Below are 21978 nucleotides of genomic sequence, written 5' to 3' on the forward strand. Positions count from 1 at the left end.
GTCGTTCGCCCACAGCTGCGCAGGACGCCTGGATCCCGCGCCCGCAGTTGCGGAGAGTTCCCGGATAAACGCTCTTCGCTTCCGGGCTGTCTTCGCCTCGACGGACGGCACGACGAACGAACGCTGACGAGCGCCGCGGGCGTGACCGCCACGCATTACACGCCGATCTCCCTCTCGAGGCTCGCTCCGGTCCCGGAGTACGCGTGAGGCTCCGCAGCGACCTCGAGCGGGCGTCTGGCATCGGGAAGGAAGCGCGGGAGGGTCATGAGACCAGCGCACGCATCGCGGCCAGCATGCGTGCTGTTGCCGCATGATCTCGGCTGGCACAGCGACATCCGTGGATGTCGGAACCCAGCGCGCCTGCGAGAAAATTCATGAGGGCAAAGATGATTCACTTGCTCGGCTTTCGTGTCCGGATCCTGCTGCTCGTCGCGGGCATGCTGACCGCATGCGTCGACGATTCCTCCCCGCGGGATCCGCCAGCGGTCACGACGACGCCGCCGGAGCCGACCGGCGGCCCCTGTAATGCAACCGGTGGTGACGCGCACGTGAGCCTGGCCCCAGCCGGAGCCCCGTGCTCGGACGGCGATGCGTGCAACGGGGATGAGACATGCGACGGCAGAGGCGCCTGCGTCGCCGGGACGCCGCCCGCGGTCGATGACGGGAACCCATGCACCGTGGATGTCTGCGACGCGGCGAGCGGGGTCGTTCACAGGCCAGCGCCAGAGGGGGCGCCGTGTCCGGACAGCGACACGTGCAACGGCGAGGAGACGTGCGACGGCGCGGGCACGTGCGTCGCCGGCTCGCCGCCAGCCATCGACGATGGCGACCCGTGCACGCTGGACATCTGCGATCCCACGGGCGGGATCGCGCGTGCGTCGTGCTCGGTGCTCGATCGGACGGTCGCGACCGCGTTCGTGAGCGCAACGGCGTTCCTGTACAGCGGCCCCAACCCGGCCCAGGTCGGCGTCGCCCCGGGCACCCTCCTGCCGCATCGGGCCGCGGTGATTCGCGGGCAGGTGCGTGGGACGGACGGCGCGCCGCTTGCCGGCATCACCGTCTCGGTCGAGGCGCATCCCGAGGTCGGCACCACAATCACCCTCGCCGACGGCACCTTCCTGATGGCCGTGAACGGCGGCGGGCCGCTCACGGTGACGTACGAGGGGGACGGCTACTTGCGCGTGGCGAGGCAGGTCGACGTGCCGTGGCAGGACTACGTGACGGCCGGCGACGTCGTGATGACGCCCTACGACAGCCACGTGACCGTCCTCGACCTCGCCTCACCGGCGCCGATCTCCGTGGCCCGCGGCAGCGTGGTCGCCGATGCCGATGGCGTCCGTCAAGCCACGCTGCTCTTCCCGGCCGGCACAGGAGCGGAGATGCTCCTGCCCGATGGCACGACCGAGGCGCTCACCACGCTGAGTGTGCGGGCGACGGAGTACACGGTCGGGGAGCACGGGCCGGCCGCGATGCCCGCTGCGCTACCACCCGCCAGCGCCTATACCTACGCGGTTGAGCTCAGCGTGGACGAGGCCGTGGCCGCCGGAGCAACGGCCGTGCAGCTCACCCAGCCCGTACCGCTCTACGTCGACAACTTCCTCGGTTTCCCGGTCGGCATGGCGGTGCCTGCGGGGTATTACGACTGGCAGCTCGGTGCGTGGATACCCTCCGACAATGGCCGCATCCTCGGCATCCTCGGCGTCGCGGGAGATCTGGCGGAGATCGACCTCGACGGCGACGGACGGAAAGACGAAGACCGTGCGCTGCTCGAGCTCGGCATCACCGACGAGGAACGAAGGGCGCTCGCCGAGCTCTACGCGGCAGGCACGACGCTCTGGCGCGTACCGCTCGATCACTTCACGCCGTGGGACCTGAACTGGCCCTGGGGGCCACCGCCGGACGCCTGCACGCCGATGGATCCGGTCTGCGCGGCGGACGGCGGCGGGGACGAGAGCAGCGGTGGCAGCGGAGGCACGGGGTCAGGAAGCGGCACTACAGGAGCCGGCGGCGGGGCCGGGAGCAGCGGCGGAGACGGCGCAGGAGGAGACGACGGCGGCGGCGGGGCCGATCCGGTGCCGCCGATTCCGATGCCCGACGCCTGCGAGGAGACAGGCTCGGTCATCGAGTGCGAGAACCAGATCCTGGGCGAGAGCGTGCCCATCGCGGGCACGCCGCTCCGGCTCCACTACCGGAGCGACCGCGTCCCCGGTCGCAAGGCCGCCTATGCCTTGACGATCCCGCTCAGCCGCCGCGGCGTGCCCGCCTCGCTGGAGCGCATCGACCTGGTCATCGAGATCGCCGGCCGGCGCTTCGAGGAGCGATTCGCCTGCCCCTGCGAGCCGAACAGTGAGACGACGTTCTCGTGGGACGGCAAGGACGCTTTCGGGCGCACCCTCGAGGGCGCGCAACCGGTGACGGTGCGCGTCGGCTATGTCTACCGGGGCGTCTACATGGAGCCCGCGGAGCGCAGGAAGGCGTTCGCGGACTTCTCGAGCACGCCGATCGCCGGCACCATGACACGCGACGACGTGACGCTGTGGAAGGTCTGGCGCGGGGCGCTCGGCACGTTCAGCGCTCGATCTCACGGGCTCGGCGGCTGGACGCTGAGCGAGCACCATGCCTACGAGCCCATCGCGCGGGTGCTTCACCTCGGCGACGGACGGCGTCGCCGCGCCGATGCGCTCGGCAACGTGCTGATGACGGTGGCGGGCCACGGTTGCGGAAATTGCGTGTTGAGCGATGGCGAGCCGGCAACGCAGGTGTCGCTCTATGCTCCCTCGGGCGTGACCGCGGCGCCGGACGGCGGCATTTACATTGCCGATTCGTTTCACCACCGGGTGCGGCGCGTCGGCGCGGACGGGGTGATCGAGACCGTGGCCGGCACAGGCGAGGAGGGCAGCGGCGGCGACGGCGGGCCCGCGACCGCCGCGCAGATCGAGGTGCCGCGCGGCCTCGCGCTCGGCCCCGACGGCAGCCTGTACATCACCGAACAGCGCGGCAATCGTGTGCGGCGGGTTGCGCCCGATGGGACGATCACGACGGTGGCCGGCACCGGCGCGGCCGGGTACAGCGGTGACGGCGGCCCCGCCACGCTGGCTACGTTGAGGCATCCGTTCAGCGTCGCGGTGGGGCTCGACGGGAGCGTCTACATCGCCGACAGGGGCAATCACAGCATCCGTCGCGTCGCGCCCGACGGCATCATGGACACGGTGGCCGGCACCGGCGCGTCGGGCTTCGGAGGCGACGGCGGGCCGGCCGAGGCGGCGGTTCTGCGGGATCCGCGCAGCGTCGCTCTCCAGCGCGACGGCAGCGTGGTCGTCGTCGACACCGGAAACGACCGCGTGCGCCGGATCGACGTGCAGGGGACGATCCGGACAATCGCCGGCACGGGCGCGCCGGGCAGCGCGGGCGACGGGGACCTGGCCGTGCGAGCCCAGCTCCGAGGGCCTGTCGCGGCCACGGTGGGGCACCAGGGCGAGCTCTACGTCGCCGATGACTACGGATACCGCGTTCGTCGCATCGGAACGGATGGAGTCATCACGACGATCGCGGGACGGGACAACCTCGGCACGCCTCCGGTCCAGGACGGGCAGCCCGCGGCCGGCGCGTACCTGGGCCTTATTGGGCAGATGCATGTGGGGCCAGACCGGGACCTCTACCTGGCGGAGATGAATGATGGCGTGAACCGGGTGCGCCGCATCGCGCCGCCGCCGATGGCGGGAGCGTCCGCCGGAGAGATCGTGATCCCGGCCGAGGATGGCGACGAGGCGTATGTATTCGACGGGAGCGGCAAGCACCTCAGGACCGTGGACACCCGCACGGGCGCCACTCTGTTTCAGATGAGCTATGATTCCTCGGGACTGCTCATCGCGATCGCGGACGTCGACGGCGACGTGACGGCGATCGAGCGCGACGCGCGTGGCACGCCCCTCTCCATCACGGGCCCGTTCGGGCAGGCGACGCAGATCGCGCTGAACGCAGACGGGTATCTGTGGACGGTGACGAACCCAGCAGCCGAAACGGTGACGCTCACGTACGGCACGGAGGGCTTGCTCACCGGCCTCAAGGACGCGCTGGATCGGACCCACACGTTCACCTATGACGCCGCCGGCCTGCTCGTCCGGGACGAAGATCCGGCCGGTGGCCGCAAGAGCCTGACGCGCGCGGAGGAGCCCGGCGGGTACGGCGTGACGGTCTCGACGGCGCTCGGTCGGTCGGCGACCTACCATGTCCAGTCCCGCGCGACGGGCGCCCTGGCGCGCGCCGTCGATCTGCCGAGCGGCCTTCGCGGCACAGCGACCGGCGGAGCGGGCAGCGCCGTCACCATGAGCCTGCCCGACGGCCGCGCGCTGACCTGGACCCCGGGAGCGGATCCGCGGTTCGGGATGCTGTCGCCGTTCGCCAGGCTGGCAACGATCACGACGCCGGGCGGGAGGACGATGTCCATCGAGCGCAGCCGTACGGCGGACCTGGCCAATCCGGCGGATGCGCTGAGCTTCTCTTCGCTCGTCGACACGACAACGGTCAACGGGCGGAGCTTCGTCGAGATCTTCAGCCGGGCGGAGCGCACGGTGACCCGCACGACGCCGGCCGGCCGGCAGGTCACGACCACGCTCGACAACCGAGGGCGGCTCGTCAAGATCGAGGTCCCAGGGCTCCTGCCGGTGGACCTGACGTACGACGCGCACGGAAGGCTCGAGGCGACCGCGCAGGGCGGGCGCACGTCCTCGCGCGGCTACGGCCTGAACGGCTATCTCGATCGCGTTGTGGATCCGCTGCTGCAGGCGACGACGTTCATGACCGACGCGGTCGGCCGCGCGCTCACCGAGACCCGGCCCGACCTGGAGCAGGTGACCTTCGGCTGGGACGCGGCGGGCAACCAGACGTCGATCACGCCGCCCGGCCGGCCGAGCCACCAGTTCAGCTTTTCGCCGGTCGATCTGCTCGCCTCGTACGCTCCGCCCGATCTGCCGGGCGGGCCAGCGGCCACGACATGGGGCTATGACGTCGACCGGAAGCTCGGGGGGATCACGAAGCCGGGCGGCGCTGCGATCAGCTTCGGGCACGATGATGCTGGCAGGCGGACCAGCGCGACGTTCCCGGGCGGGAGCATCACCTGGAGCTACGAGCTGGCGACGGGCAAGCTCGCGGGCGTGAGCGGACCGGCGGGCGTCAGCGTGACCTACGGGTACGACGGGCACCTGCTCACGGACGTGCGCTGGTCCGGCGCGGTCGCGGGCGCGGTCTACTGGACGCATGATGACAACTTCCGCGTGAGCTCCGAGAGCGTGAACGGCGCCTTCGTCGTGAGCTTCATGCACGATGACGACGGGCTGCTCACGGCCGCGGGAGACCTGGTCCTGAGCCGCGATCCGCAGAACGGAAGGCTCACCGGCACGACGCTCGGGAACGTCACCGAGACGGTGAGCTATAACGGCTTCGGCGAGCTCGTCCGGCGCGAGGCGAAGATCGGTGGAGTCACGGTGCTGCTCGTCGAGTACGAGCGGGACGCGCTGGGCCGGATCCTCGAACGGACCGAGACCATTGAGGGCGAGACGCGGGTCAAGGGATTCGAGTACGACCCTGCGGGCCGGTTGGTCAATGTGTTCCTGGATGGTGCCTTGGCGGCGCACTATGACCTCGACGCCAACGGCAACAGGTTGAGCAGGACCAGCGCGGTCGAGAGCGAGGCGGGCACGTACGATGACCAGGATCGGCTCTTGACGTACGACACGAAGACGTACGCCTACCAGGACAGCGGCGAGCTTCGGAGCCGGACCGACACGGCGACGGGAGAGACGACGCTGTTCGACTACAGCCCTCTTGGGCACCTGCGCGGGGTGGCCCTGCCGAGCGGTGCCGTGATCGAGTACGTGCTGGATGGGCTCGGGCGACGCGTCGGCAAGAAGGTCGGCGGCACGCTCGTGAAGGGGTTCCTCTACGAGGGCGCGCTCAGGCCGATTGCGGAGCTCGATGGCACCGGTGCGGTCGTGGCGCGGTTCATTTATGGCGAGCGGATCAACGTGCCGGATGCGATGATCCGCGGCGGCGTGACGTACCGGATCTTGACCGACGCTATCGGGAGCGTGCGGCTCGTCATCGATGCGGCGACCGGCACGGTCGCGCAGCGGATGAATTATGACGAGTTCGGAAGGATCGTGCTCGACACGAACCCGGGGTTCACGCCATTCGGGTTCGCCGGCGGGCTCTATGATCCGGATACAGGGCTCGTGAGGTTCGGCGCGCGGGACTACGATCCGGAGATCGGGCGCTGGACCGCGAAGGACCCGCTGTTGTTCGATGGGTGTAGATCCCAAACTGACACGAAATCATTGGAGTTTTCTGGGCGGGTAGGTCCATCCGGTGACAGAAATCTCGGAGGCGTGAGAAAATGTCGCGGCTGTTCGGAATTGATATGGCATGGCCAGACGATCGACGGTGACGACGGTACCTGAGGCATCTGCGAAAACGAAGGGACGGACGCTCGAGCGCCTCAAGGAACTGCTCGAGGAGCGCCAGGGCAAGCCGCCGGTAGACGACTTCGGCTCCTTCGAGCGCGATTTGCGGGGGAGGATGGCAGAGATCGAGCGAGACCTGCTCGCCGAAGAGCTGCAGCGGTTTGACATCGACGCGCCGGTGGTGCTGATCGATGGCGTACCGCATCGGCGGGTGCTCCGCTGCGAGGAGACGTACATGTCGGCGGCTGGACCGGTGCGGGTCGAGCGGACGCTCTACTCGACCCGACGTGACGGCGAGCGTGCGGTCAGCGCGCTGGAGCTGCGGGCGGGCATCGTCGAGAAGCACTGGACGCCGCTCGCTGCGGAGCAGGCGGTGTTCATGGTGTCGCTCATGACGCCCCAGGAGACCGCGACGCTGTGCGCGAAACTTGGCCAGATGCAGCCGTCGAAGAGCAGCCTCGATCGGCTCCCGAAGCAACTCAGCCGTGAGTGGGAAGCGAAACGCGAGGCGTTCGAGCAGCAACTCCGTGCCGACGACCTCGTACCCGCGGAGGCCGCGACCGTGGCGGTCTCGCTCGACGGAGTGTTGGTGCCGATGCGTGACGGCGAGCGCGAGGAGAAGCGCGCCCGAGCGACGGCGGAAGGCAGGCCAGCGAGCGGCCCGGCGGGCTACCAGGAGGTCGGGTGCGGAACCGTGTCGTTCTACGATGCGACCGGCGAACGGTTGAGCACGGTCAAGTTCGGCCGGATGCCGGAGTTCAAGAAGTCCACCCTGAAACGGATACTGGCCCAAGAGCTGGGGGTAGCCCTCGCGCAAAGGCCGGACCTCACCTTGGTGACGGTCGCCGACGGCGCGAACGACAACTGGAATTTCCTCCATGGTGCGCTCCCGCCGAGCACCGAGGTCATCGACTTCTACCATGCCGCCGATCACCTGAACGTCGCCCTGAGCGCTGCCTACGGCGACGGGACAGTGAAGTGCCGGGCACAGTTCAACAAGTTGCGCCGTGTGCTGCTGGAGGATCCCGACGGAGTGGAGAAGATCATCCGGTCACTCCTCCATCTGACCAAGCAGCACCCCGGCAGCGGTCGACTCGCGAACGAATTGGCCTATTTTCGTAAGCATCGCCATCGCATGCGCTATGCGACCTGGCGGGCAGCGTGCCTCCCCATCGGCTCCGGGGTGGTGGAAGCAGCCTGCAAGACACTCGCGACGCAGCGGATGAAGCGCAGCGGCATGCGCTGGAGGCACGAGGGCGGTCAGGCCATCCTCACCTTCCGCTCTTTGGTCCAGAGCGACCGATTCGACCGGGCGTGGGCGTTGCTCGCCGCAACGTATAGAGCGGAGGTGACGCTGATGGAGAACGTCGTCGCGCTCAGCGACTACCGGAAGTGATTCGGGCGTCAGTGTGAGAGCTACACCCATCCAGGTTGGCGCTCACGGACACGCCCAGGGGCTCGGAGAAGTACCAATCGGTCTGAGCGTGACCGCCCGGAGCAACCCCCACCACGCGGTTGCAGCTCTTGATGCCGCACACCGGCATCGCGTATATCGAGAAGGACGGCCCGAGGCTGACCTTGCCAGTCTTCCAGGCATACACGAGACTGGCCGCCGTTCGATCGTAAACCCCTGCGCGTGCGCCGGGGACGACGCTGGACATGTTGTGGACTTCGAGCAGGAACTCTCTCTCCCACCGCCAGAGCAGCCCGCCGAAAGGACTTAGCGCAAGCCTGGGGCCGGTCCCGATCTGGAGCCCGCCCACGCTCACACCACCGCTGAGCTCGAAAGCCCGTGCCGGCGCCGGAACGACGAGCAGCGCACAGGCACAGCCGCACAGCACGAGTGCACGCGTCGTTCCGCTCAGTCCGTGCCTCATGTCTTCCGGATGCTGCTCGCACTGGAAGACGGCGTCAACGGTGATCCAGACCGCGATCGCGAGCACGGCAAGCCGCTGCCGGCCGTAAACCCCAGCAACGCGGGCCTGGGCGGCGCGGGCCCGAAGGACGGCGCTGGGTGCGAGCACGGGCGCCGTGGGGAAGACGGCGCGCCGGGCGCGCCCGGCGCAGCCGGCCAGGGTGGACGCCTCACCGAGGTCGGGTGGGAAGGCGTGCCTGGCAGCAGGGGTGGCACGGGAGCGCCCGGCCAGGGGGGCGGCGGCGGCGGCGACGCGCCGGGCGGACGGAGCGCCTGCGGCGACGCGGCGCTGGGCGGCGCGTCGGGCGGCGGCGGCGGCGGCGGCGGCGCGATCTTCGCCCATTCGGGCGGCAAGCTGACGCTGCGGGAGACCCGGGTCATCACGGGCAGGGGCGGTGCCGGAGGCAGGGGAGGCCGAGGGCAGCTCGGTGGGCAGGGCGTGCAGGGAGGCCCGCCAGGGGAATCATCCACGCTCGGAGAACACGCCTGCCGCGGAGGCGACGGCGGCTGGGGCGGCAAGGGCGGCTACGGCGGCGGGGGCGCCGGCGGGCCCTCACCACGATCGTCGCGCCGAGGGAGAGCACCTCGCCGGCCCTCTCGTGTCCGCCCGCGTCCGCCATGGCCCTCGGCCGACGCCGCCCCGCGCCCAGCCTCGTCGACCCCGGCGAGGGCCGCGAGGGGTCGCGCCCCTGACGATGGCTGGACGCTTTCCCCGCGCGATCTCGCCAGCGTGAGAAAATCCAAGAAGCTCAAAATGTTGACTGACCTCGCCGTGCGCGAAGGCATCACCGTGAGCCACCGGTCCCGAGGCCGGCACCCTGGCGCCCACTTCGTAAATAGTCTTGCCTAAGTCCCTCCTCTGATGTACAACCCACGGACGTCACGATCCGTTCGGTCCGGGGACGATCGACTTCCCCCGGGATGAGGGCAAGGACGCGTCGACCCGTGCTCGTAGGAAGATGGACGCGAGCTTCGGGCGCATCACCACGCTGGGCGCGACGCACTGCGGTGTTCATGACATCGACCTGATCGAAGCGGGCGATGGCCGCGCCGAGGCGTCACGTCGCATCCAGCGCATCGTCGAGCGTCCGGGCGGCCAGGCTGAAAGGATCGAGGCGAGGCGCTTCGAGCGTGCGGGCTTGGAACACTTATCAGGAGGACGACAATGAGCCGGAGACCGGTGATCTTGGGATTCATGGGCAACCGCGGCAGCTTTCCCACGGAGTTCGCCGTGGAGGGCGCCCAGGCCACGGCCTCCGTGGTGCGGGGGCTGCTCGGCGATGCGGCGGAGTACGTCGACCTGGGCCATGTCGAGACCTATGCAGACGCCAAGCGCGCCGCCGCAAAGGCGCAGGAGCACCGCGCCGGGGTGGACGGCGGCGGGGCCATCGGGATCGTCTGCTCGATGTACAACTTCTCGGACGAGAACGGCATCCGGGATTTCCTGCGCCTGGCGGATCTGAACGTCCCCGTCTTGATTCACACCGAGCCGGACGTGCGCGGTCAGGGCAAGATGGGCCAGCGAGGGCGTCGGGACGGCGCCTGTGGTCGCTTCTCCGCGACCAATGCCCTGCGCCACATCGGTTACCCCTACACCCTCACCTCGAAGCACTGCGAGGCGGTCGACTCGGTCGCCTTCGCCGACGACCTGCGGGCGTTTCACGCCACCTGCGTGCTGGCCTCCAAGTTTCGTCGGCGAGGGCGAGGCGTGCGCCTCGGCCTGGTCGGCTCCGGGCCGGACGATTTCCAGACGGTGACCACCGTGTCGACCGAGCTGCTGGGGCACCTCGGCTTGAGCACCGTGGGGCTGGAGCTGATCGCCCTCGATCGCCAGATGCGCGACGTGCCTCCTGCGCGCCTGTCCGCGAAGAAAGACGAGATCCGCGGGCACTTCGGGGCCGAGGAGGTGCCCTCGGCCTCGCTGGACGCCATCGCGCGAATGGGCGTCGTCTTCGACCGCTTCGTCGAGGAGAACGATCTCGACGGCATCGCCGTGCGCTGCTGGACGGAGATGCAGAAGTACCAGGTGGGAGGCGAGGTGGGGGTCATGCCTTGCACGTGCATGAGCATGCTCTCCGAGCGCCTGCTGCCCGCCGCCTGCGAGACCGACATCGCTGGCTGGATGGGCATGTACATGCTGCAGAGCGCCTCGGGGCTGATCCCGGTCCTGGGGGACTGGAACAACATGTTCGACGACGAGCGGCAGGAGGTGGATCTCTTCCACTGCGGGGTGTGGGCCAAGAGCGTGATGCACCCGGGCTCCAAGATCACCGAGCACCGGATCCTGGCGGATGTGGTGGGGCGGGAGAACAGCTGGGGAGCCGTCGACGGAGACCTCAAGCCCGGTACCTGCGCGTTCTTGCGCCCCTGTACCAACGCGCGTGAAGGCAAGATCTTCATGTACGGCGGCGTGGGCCAGGTGAAGGAAGAGCGCATTCAGACCTTCGGGACGCGCGGGCGCGTGTACATCCCGGAGATCCAGAAGCTCTTCCGCTACGTCACGGATCCGCGGCGGGCGGTGGAGCACCACGCCGCGCTGGTCGTGGGGACCCGGCGTGCCATCGCCACGACGATGAAGGCCGTCCGAGACGCCCTGCCTTACATCAATGCCCAGGCGGGGCTCAACGGGTCCGGCCTGGAGCTCGTCGAGTACTACGAGCACAATACGGTCGAGCAGCTGTGACAGGAGCTCGGCGCCCGGGGCCGCTGCCGCTAACGGGAAGAAGAAGTCCGAACGATCCGGCACCGTCAAGCCCGGCGGCGAGGCCTGCCCAGATTGACATGAGCTGGCGGCCAGGGTGGACGCAACACCCAGGCCGGGCGGGGAGGTGCGCATCCCGACGAGCACGCCGAGGGTCCGGGTCGCACCCGGTGCTCCATCGCTCACCGCGCGCGCATCGATATCTTCCCGGAATGATCTTTTGATACCGTGATCGCAAACGCCCTCACCGACACGACGCTCCCCGCTCGCCCGGTCGAGCGGGGAGCGTCGTGTCGGGAGGCGCGCGCCTCATGGGGCTTCCGGGAGGGGGCATGCGAACCAAGGCGATCATCGAGAGAGCGATCCTCCGTGCCGCTGCGCTGCTCGCGCTCCCGGCGGCGCTCGGGGCGTGCGGCGTGGAGACGCCGCCGTACGACGACCTGCCGCTGCGCGACGCGCTGAGCGCCGCGCCGGAGGTCCTCGCGACCCTGCCCGAGCAAGCCCTGCACGAGATGGCCGCGCGGCTGGAGGAGGCGCACGGCGCCGGCGGGGACGAGGCGGCCGTCGCCGACGCGGAGATCGCGAGCGTCCCCGCGCTGGTCCGCAGCGCGGACGCGGCGCGGGAGGACCGGGGCGAGGACGCCATCGTCCTCGGCGCCCTCGAGCCGTCCGCGGACGGCTTCGTCCTGCGCTCCCTCGCGGCGGAGCGCGCCCTCGGCGCCCCCGAGGGGCCGCTCGAGCGGCCCGTCCTCGCGGGGGAGCCGCCGTCGCCCTCGACCGCGCGCCTCGAGGAGGCCGCGCTCGGCGGCCGGGCCGGCGAGATCCTCGCGGACATCGCGCGGCGCGCGGGGGCGCGCGACCTCGTCCGCGTCACCGGGCTGCCCGCGGGCGTGATCGCGCAGGACCGCACGGTCTACGTCAACGCCTCGTGGCTGGTCGCGCTGAGCGCCCTCGCGCCCCCGGACGCGCCCGCGCCCCCTGGCCCGCCGGGCGGCGCCGTCGTGATATCGGAGCTGCCCCGGATCGAGCCGAGATCCGTGCGCGCGAACCCCTACCACCTCCCGCCGTCGCTCGCCGTGTGCGCCGCCGAGGTGCGACAGGTGTGCACCTGCGCCGCGGCGGGGCGGTGCGAGCACGAGCGCACCGACCCGACGTTCGCGGACGCGCAGGCCGAGTGCGCGTGGGTCAACGCCGGAGAGCTGCACGCCGAGGCGCTCTGCGTGCTCGCGCTGATGAGCATCGAGGGGGTCAGGGAATGCGTCCTGTCCGCGGGTAACGGCGCGTGCGCCGCGCTGCCGATCGCGGACCGCGACGGCGCGCGCGCGTTCGCCGCGGACCAGGGCTGCATGGCCGTGCTCGACCTGTGCTTGCAGCACGGCCGGCCGACCCTCCCCTCGGGCGCCTGGAGCGGCCCCTCGGGCGGCGCGACGGACTCGGGTGGATGTAGCTGTGCGAGCTGCAACAACGACATCGCGGACTGCAACCAGAACTGCAGCGATTGCAACCAGAACTGCAGCGACTGCAACCAGAACCAGAGCGACTGCGACCGGGACTGCAAGGGCTCGAGCTGCCGGCTGAGCGCCGGCCCGCTCGCCCGGACCGGCGGCCGCCCGGACGCGCCGCCGCCGCTCGGCGCCGTGTTCTGGCTGCTCGCGCCCGCGGGCTACATGGCGCTGCGCATCCGGAGGCGCGCGTGAGCCCGGCGCTGATGCGCTGGCTCGAGCGCCACGGCCTGCCGCCGTGGCTCACGCCGACCTACGCGGTGATGGTCGCCGCCGCGGGGCTCCTCGGGGCGATGGCGTTCTTCTGGCTCGTGCGCCGGGATCGCGGCGACGTGGCGGTCGAGGGCCGCGCGCTGCTCGCGGGCTACGTCGCCGCGCTCCTGGGCGGCTACGCCTTCGAGGCGCTGCGCGCCGCGCCCGAGGCGCTCGCGCGGGGCTCGTGGGCGCCGGTGCTGCACGCGGGGCGCGCTGCCTATGGCGGCCTCATCGCGGGCGTCGGGGTCGCCGTCCTGGTGCTGCGCCGGCGCGGCGCGCCCGTGCTCCCGTTCCTCGACCGGCTGGTGCCCGGGCTCGGGATCACCTACGCGTGCGTGCGCACCGGCTGCTTCCTCGCGGGGTGCGACTACGGCCGCGCGACCGCGATCGCGCTCGGCGTCCGTTTCCCCGCCGGCAGCCTCGCGGCGGCGGATCACGCGGCGGCCGGCTGGGTGCCCCTCGGCTCGCCGAGCCTGCCCGTGCATCCCACGCAGCTCTACGAGGCGGCGCTCGGGGCCGTGGCCAGCGCGATCGCGGCCCTGTGGCTCGCCCGGGGGCACCGGGACGGCCGCGCGTTCGCGACGTGGCTCGCGCTCTACGCCGCGGGCCGGTTCCTCATCGAGCTCCTCCGGGGGGACGCAGGGCGCGGCGTCTACGGCGGGCTCAGCACGGCGCAGCTCGTCTCGCTGGCGCTGCTGGTCGGGCTCGGGGCGGCCGTCGTGCGCGCGCGCCGGGCGCCCCGCGCTCCTGCCGTGGCGCCAACGCTGCTCTCGCTCGCGTCCCTCTGCCTCGCCCCGGGCGACGCCGCCGCGCAGCCGGCCCACCCCGCGGAGCCCACGGGGTACGGACCGGTGGCCTGGGTAACGGTTCAGACCGGGAGCCTGGGTAGCACCCGGACGGACCGGGAGCCTGGGTGACATATGTCGTAGAGGGTCGGCGACGGAGGATCGCTGGTGCCCTGGAAAGAGACATGTTCAGTGGACGAGAGGCTTCAGTTCATCGCGCAGGTCAACGAGTCGGACGAGACGTTCGCGGAGCTGTGCCGACGGTTCGGCATCAGCCGGAAGACGGGGTACAAGTGGGTGGAGCGTTACGAGCAAGCCGGACCTCGTGGTCTGGAGGAGCGGCGGCCCGTGGCGCACACGTTCCCGCATGCGACGCCAGCGGCGATCGTCAACGCGCTGGTCGAGCTGCGGAAGGAGCGACCCACCTGGGGTCCGAAGAAGCTGCGCGCCCGGCTGGAGAGCATGGGCCTTGAGGGGCTGCCGGCGACGAGCACCATCGGCGAGCTGCTCAAGAAACACGGGCTGATCCGGCCCCGGCGGCGCCGCGTGGTGATGCCGACGTCAGCGATGCCGTCGACGCTGGCTCCAGCGGAGCAGCCTAATGACACATGGTGCGCCGATTTCAAGGGGCATTTCGCGCTTGGCGACAAGACCCGGTGCCACCCGCTGACGTTGACGGACCAGGCGTCGCGGTACTTGCTCAAATGCGAGGGCGTAGCGAAGCCGGACGAGGCCTCGGTGCGGCCGCACTTCGAGCGCGCGTTCCGCGAGTTTGGGCTGCCGAATCGTATCCGCTCCGATAACGGCCCGCCGTTCGCCACGCAGGGCATTGGAGGGCTCTCGGCGCTGTCGGTGAGCTGGATCAAGCTCGGCGTGGTTCCCGAGCGCATTGAGCCCGGCAAACCGCAGCAGAACGGCCGGCACGAGCGCATGCACAAGACGCTGAAGGCGGAGGCGACATCGCCGCCCGAAGCCACGCTCGCGGCGCAGCAGCGCGTCTTCGACCGCTTCCGGCACGAGTACAATGACCAGCGGCCTCACGAGGCGCTCGGCCAGAGGACGCCGGCTTCGCGCTACACGCCGTCGCGGCGGACGATGCCGAGCAAGCCCTCCTCGCCGGAGTATCCGGACACGATGGCCGTGCGACGCGTGGGGGACATGGGTCGGCTTCAGTTCGGTGGCGCGAACACCTTCGTCTCCAAGCTGATCGCCAACGAACCCGTGGGGCTGCTTCCGATCGCCGACGACGTCTGGGAGCTGTACTACGGGCCGGTTCTGCTCGCGCAGGTCACCTTGAAGAACAAGGAGCTGCAGCTCGCCAAGGCACGGTGACCTGCGCGCACTCACGCCGGAACGTGAGGAGAGGCTCGCGTGTACCGAGACCGCGGGAAGCGGTTCGTGTATAGATCCTGGCGGTCCGAGAGAGCGCGGTGAGCGTGTCGCGTCGACGAGGATCCGGCCCCTGTTCCCAGTCCTCCCGGAGCAGGGGCCCGTAGCTCAAGGAAGTGTCACCGCTGCTCCCGGTCAGAACTGTTACCAGGGCTCCGCTCGTACACGGACGCGCCGCCGCCCGGAGGCCACCCCGCGCCGCACTACCCCTACCCGCCGCCGCCCGGTGGCCACCCCGCGCCGCACTACCCCTACCCGCCGCCGCCCGGCGGCCACCCCGCGCCGCACTACCCCTACCCGCCGCCGCCCGGAGGCCACCCCGCGCCGCACTACCCCTACCCGCCGCCGCCCGGTGGGTACCCCGCGCCGCCCTATCCGCACGCGCCGCCGCCGGCGGGCGCCGTGCCCTCCCCTCCCCCGCTCGAGGCGGGTGCGCCGTCGCCGTCGTCGGAGCGCGCACCGGAGGCGCCTCCGGCCCCCGCGGTCACGAAGCCCGGGCCGAACATCCAGCGGGAGGCCAACGCGCACCGGCTGGCGCTGTCGCTCGGAATGTCCGGTTATTTCGTCCCGGATCGCTTCACGGTGACCGACGGCCTGTCCCTGGATCTTGCCGCCGTGGCGCGCCTCCCCATGAGCGAACCGCATCGCTTCGAGATCGGCGTCGAGCTCCGGAGCGTCTTCACCGTCGACGTCAACCAGATTGCGGCCGGCGTGCCGCTCCGGTTCATCTGGGGTATCGGCCCGCACTTCGAGATGTCGGCCGGGATCACGCCGGGCTATTACCGCATCTCCTTCGACTCGCCGTACTTCGAGGGCGTCGGCGCCTTCGGCGGCCGCTTCGCGTGGGGCATGCAGTTCCCGATCACCTCGAGCTTCTTCGTCGGCGTCACTCCGGCGAGCTTCCTCGTGCTCGGGTCGAGCGACGTGGACGTGCTCGTCGCGTACGAGCCCGGGCTCTGGATCGGCGCCAGTCTGCTGTAGCGTTGAGCACCGGACAGGCGCATCGGGGACGCGCCGCGCGACGCCGCCGCTCGCGCGATCCCGGGTCCTTCGCCGCGATCGCCTCACCGATCCGATGTCCCGGCCTCCCGCTCTCCCTCGTCGCCGAACAGGAGCCCTACCCCGAGCTCCAGCGCATCGAACGGCTCTGCGCGCACCAGAGCGTCCGCGCCGGCGCTCAGGGCGAGGAGGTATCCTTCTCGTGTCCAGCGATAGACGATCAGCATCCGGTTCGCCGGATCGATGATCCAGTAATGGCCGACGCCGGCTGCATGATAGATGCTCCGCTTGTCACCGAGATCGCGGGCGGCCGTCGAGCAGGAGAGCACCTCGGCGACCCAGTCGGGGCGTTCGGAGATCGCGCCGCCCGGGGGAGCCTCGGGGAGCGCGGGCACGCGGTCGCGCCGCCAGCCGACGAGATCGGGCCGCACGCCTCCCCCGGCGAGCTGCAGGTCCACCTCGATCGAGAGCCACCAGCCGCCGGGTCGTCCCCCTTCGCCCGGCCTGCCGTCGAAGGCGTCGAGGAGGGCGCCCAGCTTGCGCTGCGCGCGGCCGTGCTCGGGGCTCGGGGCAGCCTTGTAGACGAGCCGCCCGTGGATCAGCTCTGCCCCGCGCTCGTCGGGCTCTGCGAGCCAGTCCGCGATCGTCGCGCGCTCGGGCCGCAGCGGTCCGGCGGCCGGTGGGATGACGGACATGCGGGGAGGCTAGCGCCGTCCCGCCGCGGTTGCACAGCGCGCGCTCGCGCCCCGGCCCTGGCTCCTCGACAAAGAGCCAGCGGGTGAGGGGGCGCAGCGCGGGGCGCCGGCGGGGCAGGCCCCCACAAACCCGAGCGCCGGCCCGCAGCGCAGCGCATTCCCCCCGGATCACCTCCCCCGTTCAACTGGCCATTGCCGCCACGAGGCGCGAGTTTGTGGGACCGCCCCGCCGGCGCCCCGCGCTGCGCCCCCTCACCCGCTGGCTCCGCTGCGACCGGATCCCCCTCTTCCCCTGCCCCACGCCGCTGCCCGCGCCCCCCCACTCACGCGCTCCTCCCCTCCAGCAGCGCGCAGTCGAGCAGGAACTCGAGCGCCTCGACATGGCGGCTCGCGTCCGCGACGCTCGCCCCCCACGTGTAGAGCCCGTGACCGGCGATGAGGTAGCCGTGCACCGGAGGGTGCGCCGACATGAACGCCTCGACCTCCTCGGCCAGCCTCGCGATGTCCTGCGTGTTGGCGAACACGGGGAGCAGCACGGCCTCGTCGTGCGTCGTCACCCCGGAGAGCGCCTTGGCCAGCTCGTAGCCCGAGATCGTCACGTATCCCGCCCGCAGGGCGCCGCGCGACAGCACCGTCGCGGCCCGCGAGTGGGTGTGCGCGACCGCGCCGATCGCGCTGGAGCGCCGGTAAAGCTGGCAGTGCAGCAGCGTCTCGGCCGACGGGCGGCCGGCGGCCGGCCGGGCGAGGCGCCCGTGGGCGTCCACGACCACGACGTCCGATGGGCCGAGCGCGCCCTTGGGCCGCCCGGACGCCGTGATCGCGAAGGTGCCCTCGCCGAGCCGGGCAGAGAAGTTGCCGCTGGTCGCCGGCGTCCACCCTCGCTCGCAGCACCAGCGGGACAGCGCGATGAGCTCGGCCGCGACCGACGCAAACGATGTCCCCTCCGCGCTCACGGCGAGGACCCTACCAGAGGGGCCGCGGCCCCTCAACGCGCCGCCCCGCCGCCGCGAGGCGGCCCGTCACCGGACCGGAAGGCGCCCCGCCTCGCGCCGGCGCGCGCGATCTCGCGCGCCGCGGAGCAGCCCGGCCCAGAACCCGAGCCCGTGCGCGGCGTGCATCGTGGGAAAAAGGGCGCAGAGCAAGGGGAAGTCGGCGACCGAGGCGCGCCGCGAGAGCCGGAGCGACTCCGCGATCACGAGCGCGGCGTAAGCGAGCGACGCGCCGGCGAGCACCGGACGGATGGACGCGAGCCCCACGGACGCGAGCGCGAGGAGCGCGAACGCCGTCACCGCGAGGAACGGCACCATCGGCCGGAGCGACAGCAGCCGCCTCCGGCAGAGCAGCGTGCGCGCCCGCCCCATGCCGTAGGCGAAGTACTGCCGCGCGAGCGCCGCGAGCGACGCCCGCGGGTAGTAATAGGCGACGATCTCCCGGGACAGGTAGACCGCGCCGCCCGCCTCGATGATGCGCTGGTTCAGCTCGGCGTCCTCGTTGGTGATCGCGGCCGGGTCGTAGAGGCCGGCGATCTCGAACGCCTCGCGCCGGAAGGCGCCGTTGAACACGGACTCGACGAACCCCTCCCGCGACGGGTCCCGGTACGCCGAGCCGCCCACGCCGAGGGGGCTCGACAGCGCCGCGCAGAGCGCCCGCTGAAAGCCGTTGCGGTACCGCGGCCGCGCCGCGCCGCCCGCGTTGAGCGCGCCGGTCCTCCGGAGCACCGCCACCGACGCAGCCACGTAGTCGTCGGCGTAATCCGCGTGCGCGTCCATCCGGACGATCACCTGCCCTCGCGACCGGCGAATGCCGAGGTTCATCGCCGCGGCCTGGACGCGACCGGGGTTGTGGAGCAGCGTCACCCGGAAATCGGCCGCCGCGACGCGCGCGACGATCTCCCGTGTCCTGTCGGTCGAGCCGCCGTCGACCACGAAGATCTCGAGGAGATCGGGCGGATAACGTTGCTGGAGGGCCGCGCGGAGGACGTCCTCGATGAACCCCTCCTCGTTGTAACAGGGAATGATGATGCTGCACCGCGGCCGCTCGGCGAGCGGCCGCAGCCGGAGGCGCCCGCGTGGGGGCGCGCTCACGACTCCACTCATGGAAACTCCCCTTCCCCGGCCCTCCGCGGGCACAGGGCGCCCCGCGGAACGGCCGCGTCGAGGCGGGGATACAAGCGCGGGGCCAGCGGCCATTCCGGCGCCCGCGCGGAGCGGACTGCGCCGCGCGGCCGCACATCGATCGCGCGCGAGGTGGCCGCTGGGCTCGGCGTGCACACCGAGCGGCCGGGCCGCGTGCCGCGACGAGGCCGCGCCGGCGGCCACGCGCCGCCTGGCTGTCGAGGCTCGAAGACGGGCGGGCTCGCAGACGAGCGACCCGAGGCGTCTGTCTCCCTCGCTCGTCGGCGAGCGGCCGCGAGCGTGCGCCTTGCCGCCTCGCGCGTGTGCCGATAGCGTCGTCCCATGCGCCCCGACACCGAGTTCGTCGACACGCTCGTGGTCCCTCGGCTCTCCGCCCCACATCGCCCGGGCAAGAACATCGTCCATTGCGCGACATTCCGGATGGCCTGGCGGACGCTATGCGACCGCGTCGGCGGAGCGGTCGCCCTGGAGGATGTCGACGACTTCCTGTTGAAGGAGCTCGCCGCCCCCCTGCCGAACGGGCTCGTCGATGACGCGTCGGCCTTCTCCTGGATCGGCCTCGGCGAGGACGCGGACCTCGAGGAGCTGCATCACGCCGTCGAGCAGCGCGGCGGCGAGCAGCCACGCTGGAATGCGCCCAGCCCGGACATGCTGCTCCTCTATCGCCTGCTCAGCAAGAAGCTAGCGTATCCCGTCCCGTTCCGCCCCGCGAAATACGGAGTCTTCTTCCGCGGCACGCCGGTGGAGGGGTTCGGCCTGGGGGACGAGGGCCCCGAAGAGGAGCGAAGAGCGATGGCGCGCCAGGTGCTGGTGCATCACAGCGCACCCCCGGACGAGGCGGTCCTGGAGCTCACGACGACGCAGCCGGAAGACCGCGTTCTCATCGCGCAAGTCGAGGCGCGTCGAACGCTGAAAGACACGGCCAGCCGTGTTCTCTCCCTCGCACGGGGAGAAGGGGCGCCGCTCGATCCGGAGGATCAACTAGCCATCCCTTGCGTCGACATGGCCATCACGCGCAACTACCGCGAGCTCGCAGGGCGCAAGCTGAAAAACGCGGGGGCGCGCGGCTTCGTCCTCTCGGAAGCGCAGCAGGATATCCAGCTCCGGCTGGATGCTCGAGGCGCCGAAGTCAAGAGCTCCGCGCACCTCGGCGTTGCATGCGCGGCCCCCCCGAGGGCCTTCTATTTCACCTGCCCGTTCGTCGTGCTGCTCGTCCGCCGCCGCTCTGACGAGCCTTATCTCGTCGTGTGGGTCCAGACGCCGGAGCTCCTCATCCCGCTCGCGGCGCCTGCCGGCGGCAGCCCGTGAGCCGACGCGATTCCGCGCGCAGCGCACCGGGCTTCGGCCGGCCTGAAGCGGGCGCGCGGGGCGCGGACCGCCGCGCCCCGCGCTCACGGCGCAGGGCGCGACGCCGCGCGCGGTCAATCGTGGATCGCGTTGACGAGGCCGTCGAAGTACTCGGTGCAGCCGATGGAGTCGAACATCCGGTGCCAGGCGCTCGCCTCGAGCGACTGGGGCAGGCCGTGGTTGGTCAGGAGCACGCCGATGAGCTCCCGCGCCGGATCGACCCACAGGAACGTGCCGGTGCCGCCCATCTTGCCGTAGGCGCTCCGCGACAGGCGCATGCCGCCGTGCGAGAAGCACCCTGTTCGCAGCTCCCAGCCGAGCCCCTTCGGGGTGCAGATCAGGTTGTCGATGGGCGAGATGTCGGTCGCCGACTCCGTCACCTGCGGCGTGTTGTTCATCGTCATGAGGCGCACCAGGCTGGGCCCGAGGACCCGGGCGCGGCCATACGCCCCGCCGTTCATCATCATCTGGCAGAACACCGCGACGTCCCTCGCGGTGGAGAAGACGCCGTCGCAACCCGTGACGCCCCCCAGCGCGAAGTCCTGCTCGTCCTGCACCTCGCCCCGGACCAGGTAACCCCGGCGCTCGGAGTACCCCGTGGCCGCGATGCGCTCGCGGAGCTCCGGGGGCGGGTTGTACATCGTGTCGACCATGCCGAGCGGCCCCCAGAGGCGCGTCCGCGCGACCGTGTCGAGATCTTCCCCCGCAGCGGCCTCGATCAGGCGCCCGAGCAGGCGGTAGGTCAGGTCGCTGTACACCACCGACGTGCCCGGGGCGTACTCGACCGGCGTCTCGGCCATGCGGCGCCAGACCTCCTCGGCGTCCGGCACGTCCAGGAACTGATTGTCGATCGGCAAGCCGGCCGAATACCGGAGCATGTCGTGGACGGTGATCTCCTCCTTTCCGTTCGCGGCGAACTCCGGCAGGTACTGGGCGACCGGATCATCCAGGCGGATCACGCGCTCTTGCACGAGCGCGAGCGCCGACGCCGCGGTCGAGAGCACCTTGGTGATCGACTGCACGTCGAAGATCGTGTCGAGCGTGACGGGCTCGTCGGTGCCGGCGACCTTGGTGCCAAAGGCCCGCTGTCCCACGATGACGCCGCCCCGCGCGACCAGCGCCGTGGCGCCGGGGATCAGCCCGTCGGCCACCCGGCGCTGGATCCGCGCGAAGACGTGCTCCAGCCGCTCGGAGCTCATGCCCACCTCCTCGGGCAGCCCCGAGGTGAGCGTGGTCCGAGCGCTCCTCCTCCAGGAATCCGTACCGCCGAACGCAGGCGCCGCGGTGGCCACCACGGCGAGCTGGCTCATTCCATGCAAGACGCGCAAGAGATGCCTGCGGCTGAATGTTTGTTGCTGATCGGTCATGGCTCTTCTCAACCTTGCTTGTGATGGAGGCCAATCCCTCCACGGGGCTTGCGCGGACAGGTTCCGGAGCGCATCCGGCGTGGGCGTCTCTCGCCGAGCTCGGCAACATGTACGCCAACGCAGAGGTTCTTCTCTCCGTCGAGCTGCATCGCTGACATGACCTGATATCCTGCTGCCTTTTCAGCCGGAGGCCTGGCGTGCCCCTGTCGACTGGGGTGGCATGGCAGGAATCGAAGCGCAATCGATTGCGGGATGACGCAGGTGCGCGTCGCGCGCGCGCCGACACCCAGGACGACTGGAGACGATGTTGGACGCATGGATCGCCGCGTTCCGACCTCGCTTGGACGCGGCGCCGGCGCGCGCGGTCACGGGCGCGGGGCGCCCCGCCTCGGCGCGGTCGAGCTCCCCGGCCACGCCGCGCGGAGCGCGC

14 protein-coding genes are annotated in these 21978 nt (G+C 71.1%); 9 read left to right on the top strand and 5 right to left on the bottom strand.

Annotated features, from left to right (window positions below; genetic code table 11):
- The first annotated feature begins 386 nt into the window (after positions 1-386).
- Positions 387-6455, top strand: a complete 6069-nt coding sequence (locus WMF31_RS29705) for an RHS repeat-associated core domain-containing protein (protein WP_436605179.1) — start codon at positions 387-389, stop codon at positions 6453-6455.
- On the top strand, positions 6439-7854 hold the full coding sequence (locus WMF31_RS29710) for a hypothetical protein (protein WP_436605180.1): 1416 nt from the start codon (positions 6439-6441) through the stop codon (positions 7852-7854). Before WMF31_RS29705 ends, WMF31_RS29710 begins: the two co-directional genes overlap by 17 nt.
- On the opposite strand, the gene WMF31_RS29715 is transcribed toward WMF31_RS29710, so the two are convergent.
- Positions 7835-8716, bottom strand: coding sequence for a hypothetical protein (locus WMF31_RS29715; protein ID WP_436605181.1), 882 nt, complete (start codon positions 8714-8716; stop codon positions 7835-7837). The two genes, WMF31_RS29710 and WMF31_RS29715, sit on opposite strands and share 20 nt — an antisense overlap.
- A 616-nt stretch (positions 8717-9332) precedes the next feature.
- Between WMF31_RS29715 and WMF31_RS29720 the strand changes: the two genes are divergently transcribed.
- The 6 genes from WMF31_RS29720 (at position 9333) to WMF31_RS29745 (ending at position 15986) form a co-directional block, all read left to right on the top strand.
- A complete protein-coding gene (locus WMF31_RS29720) occupies positions 9333-9542 on the top strand; it encodes a hypothetical protein (RefSeq protein ID WP_436605182.1) in 210 nt (69 codons plus the stop codon).
- Complete coding sequence (locus WMF31_RS29725) at positions 9539-11056, top strand: L-fucose/L-arabinose isomerase family protein (protein WP_129346305.1); 1518 nt, start codon at positions 9539-9541, stop codon at positions 11054-11056. The genes WMF31_RS29720 and WMF31_RS29725 overlap by 4 nt, the downstream gene beginning before the upstream one ends.
- A 350-nt stretch (positions 11057-11406) precedes the next feature.
- Complete coding sequence (locus WMF31_RS29730; RefSeq protein ID WP_436605183.1) at positions 11407-12771, top strand: hypothetical protein; 1365 nt, start codon at positions 11407-11409, stop codon at positions 12769-12771.
- Complete coding sequence (locus WMF31_RS29735; protein WP_436605184.1) at positions 12768-13748, top strand: prolipoprotein diacylglyceryl transferase; 981 nt, start codon at positions 12768-12770, stop codon at positions 13746-13748. The genes WMF31_RS29730 and WMF31_RS29735 overlap by 4 nt, the downstream gene beginning before the upstream one ends.
- A gap of 36 nt (positions 13749-13784) precedes the next feature.
- Positions 13785-14948, top strand: coding sequence for an IS481 family transposase (locus WMF31_RS29740; RefSeq protein ID WP_129346352.1), 1164 nt, complete (start codon positions 13785-13787; stop codon positions 14946-14948).
- A 459-nt stretch (positions 14949-15407) separates the two neighbouring features.
- Positions 15408-15986, top strand: a complete 579-nt coding sequence (locus tag WMF31_RS29745) for a hypothetical protein (protein ID WP_436605185.1) — start codon at positions 15408-15410, stop codon at positions 15984-15986.
- 83 nt (positions 15987-16069) lie between these two features.
- Here the strand turns inward: WMF31_RS29745 and WMF31_RS29750 are convergent, their stop codons facing one another.
- The 3 genes from WMF31_RS29750 to WMF31_RS29760 form a co-directional block, all read right to left on the bottom strand.
- The gene (locus WMF31_RS29750; protein ID WP_436605186.1) at positions 16070-16699 is read right to left on the bottom strand and encodes a Uma2 family endonuclease; all 630 of its coding nucleotides are present in this window, start codon (positions 16697-16699) and stop codon (positions 16070-16072) included.
- 323 nt (positions 16700-17022) lie between these two features.
- On the bottom strand, positions 17023-17652 hold the full coding sequence (locus WMF31_RS29755) for a methylthioribulose 1-phosphate dehydratase (RefSeq protein WP_436605187.1): 630 nt from the start codon (positions 17650-17652) through the stop codon (positions 17023-17025).
- Between the two features lie 66 nt (positions 17653-17718).
- Positions 17719-18783 carry a glycosyltransferase family 2 protein gene (locus tag WMF31_RS29760; RefSeq protein ID WP_436605188.1) on the bottom strand — a complete coding sequence of 355 codons (1065 nt, stop codon included), beginning with the start codon at positions 18781-18783 and terminating at the stop codon, positions 17719-17721.
- Positions 18784-19155: 372 nt separating this feature from the next.
- Here WMF31_RS29760 and WMF31_RS29765 point away from each other — a divergent pair, with 372 nt between their 5' ends.
- The gene (locus tag WMF31_RS29765; protein WP_436605189.1) at positions 19156-20142 is read left to right on the top strand and encodes a hypothetical protein; all 987 of its coding nucleotides are present in this window, start codon (positions 19156-19158) and stop codon (positions 20140-20142) included.
- A 113-nt stretch (positions 20143-20255) separates the two neighbouring features.
- Here WMF31_RS29765 and WMF31_RS29770 read toward each other — a convergent pair whose 3' ends face one another.
- Positions 20256-21491, bottom strand: a complete 1236-nt coding sequence (locus WMF31_RS29770) for a serine hydrolase domain-containing protein (RefSeq protein WP_436605190.1) — start codon at positions 21489-21491, stop codon at positions 20256-20258.
- Between the last annotated feature and the right edge of the window lie 487 nt (positions 21492-21978).

Source organism: Sorangium sp. So ce1036, from assembly GCF_051369805.1.
In the GTDB taxonomy this organism is placed as follows: domain Bacteria; phylum Myxococcota_A; class Polyangia; order Polyangiales; family Polyangiaceae; genus Sorangium; species Sorangium cellulosum_F.

Bases quoted from the DNA above. Each gene is read 5' to 3' on its own strand.
- WMF31_RS29705 (WP_436605179.1), top strand. From the start codon at position 387: ATGATTCACTTGCTCGGCTTTCGTGTCCGGATCCTGCTGCTCGTCGCG.
- WMF31_RS29715 (WP_436605181.1), bottom strand. From the start codon at position 8,716: ATGGGCGAAGATCGCGCCGCCGCCGCCGCCGCCGCCGCCCGACGCGCC.
- WMF31_RS29720 (WP_436605182.1), top strand. From the start codon at position 9,333: ATGGACGCGAGCTTCGGGCGCATCACCACGCTGGGCGCGACGCACTGC.
- WMF31_RS29725 (WP_129346305.1), top strand. From the start codon at position 9,539: ATGAGCCGGAGACCGGTGATCTTGGGATTCATGGGCAACCGCGGCAGC.
- WMF31_RS29730 (WP_436605183.1), top strand. From the start codon at position 11,407: ATGCGAACCAAGGCGATCATCGAGAGAGCGATCCTCCGTGCCGCTGCG.
- WMF31_RS29750 (WP_436605186.1), bottom strand. From the start codon at position 16,699: ATGTCCGTCATCCCACCGGCCGCCGGACCGCTGCGGCCCGAGCGCGCG.
- WMF31_RS29765 (WP_436605189.1), top strand. From the start codon at position 19,156: ATGCGCCCCGACACCGAGTTCGTCGACACGCTCGTGGTCCCTCGGCTC.
- WMF31_RS29770 (WP_436605190.1), bottom strand. From the start codon at position 21,491: ATGAGCCAGCTCGCCGTGGTGGCCACCGCGGCGCCTGCGTTCGGCGGT.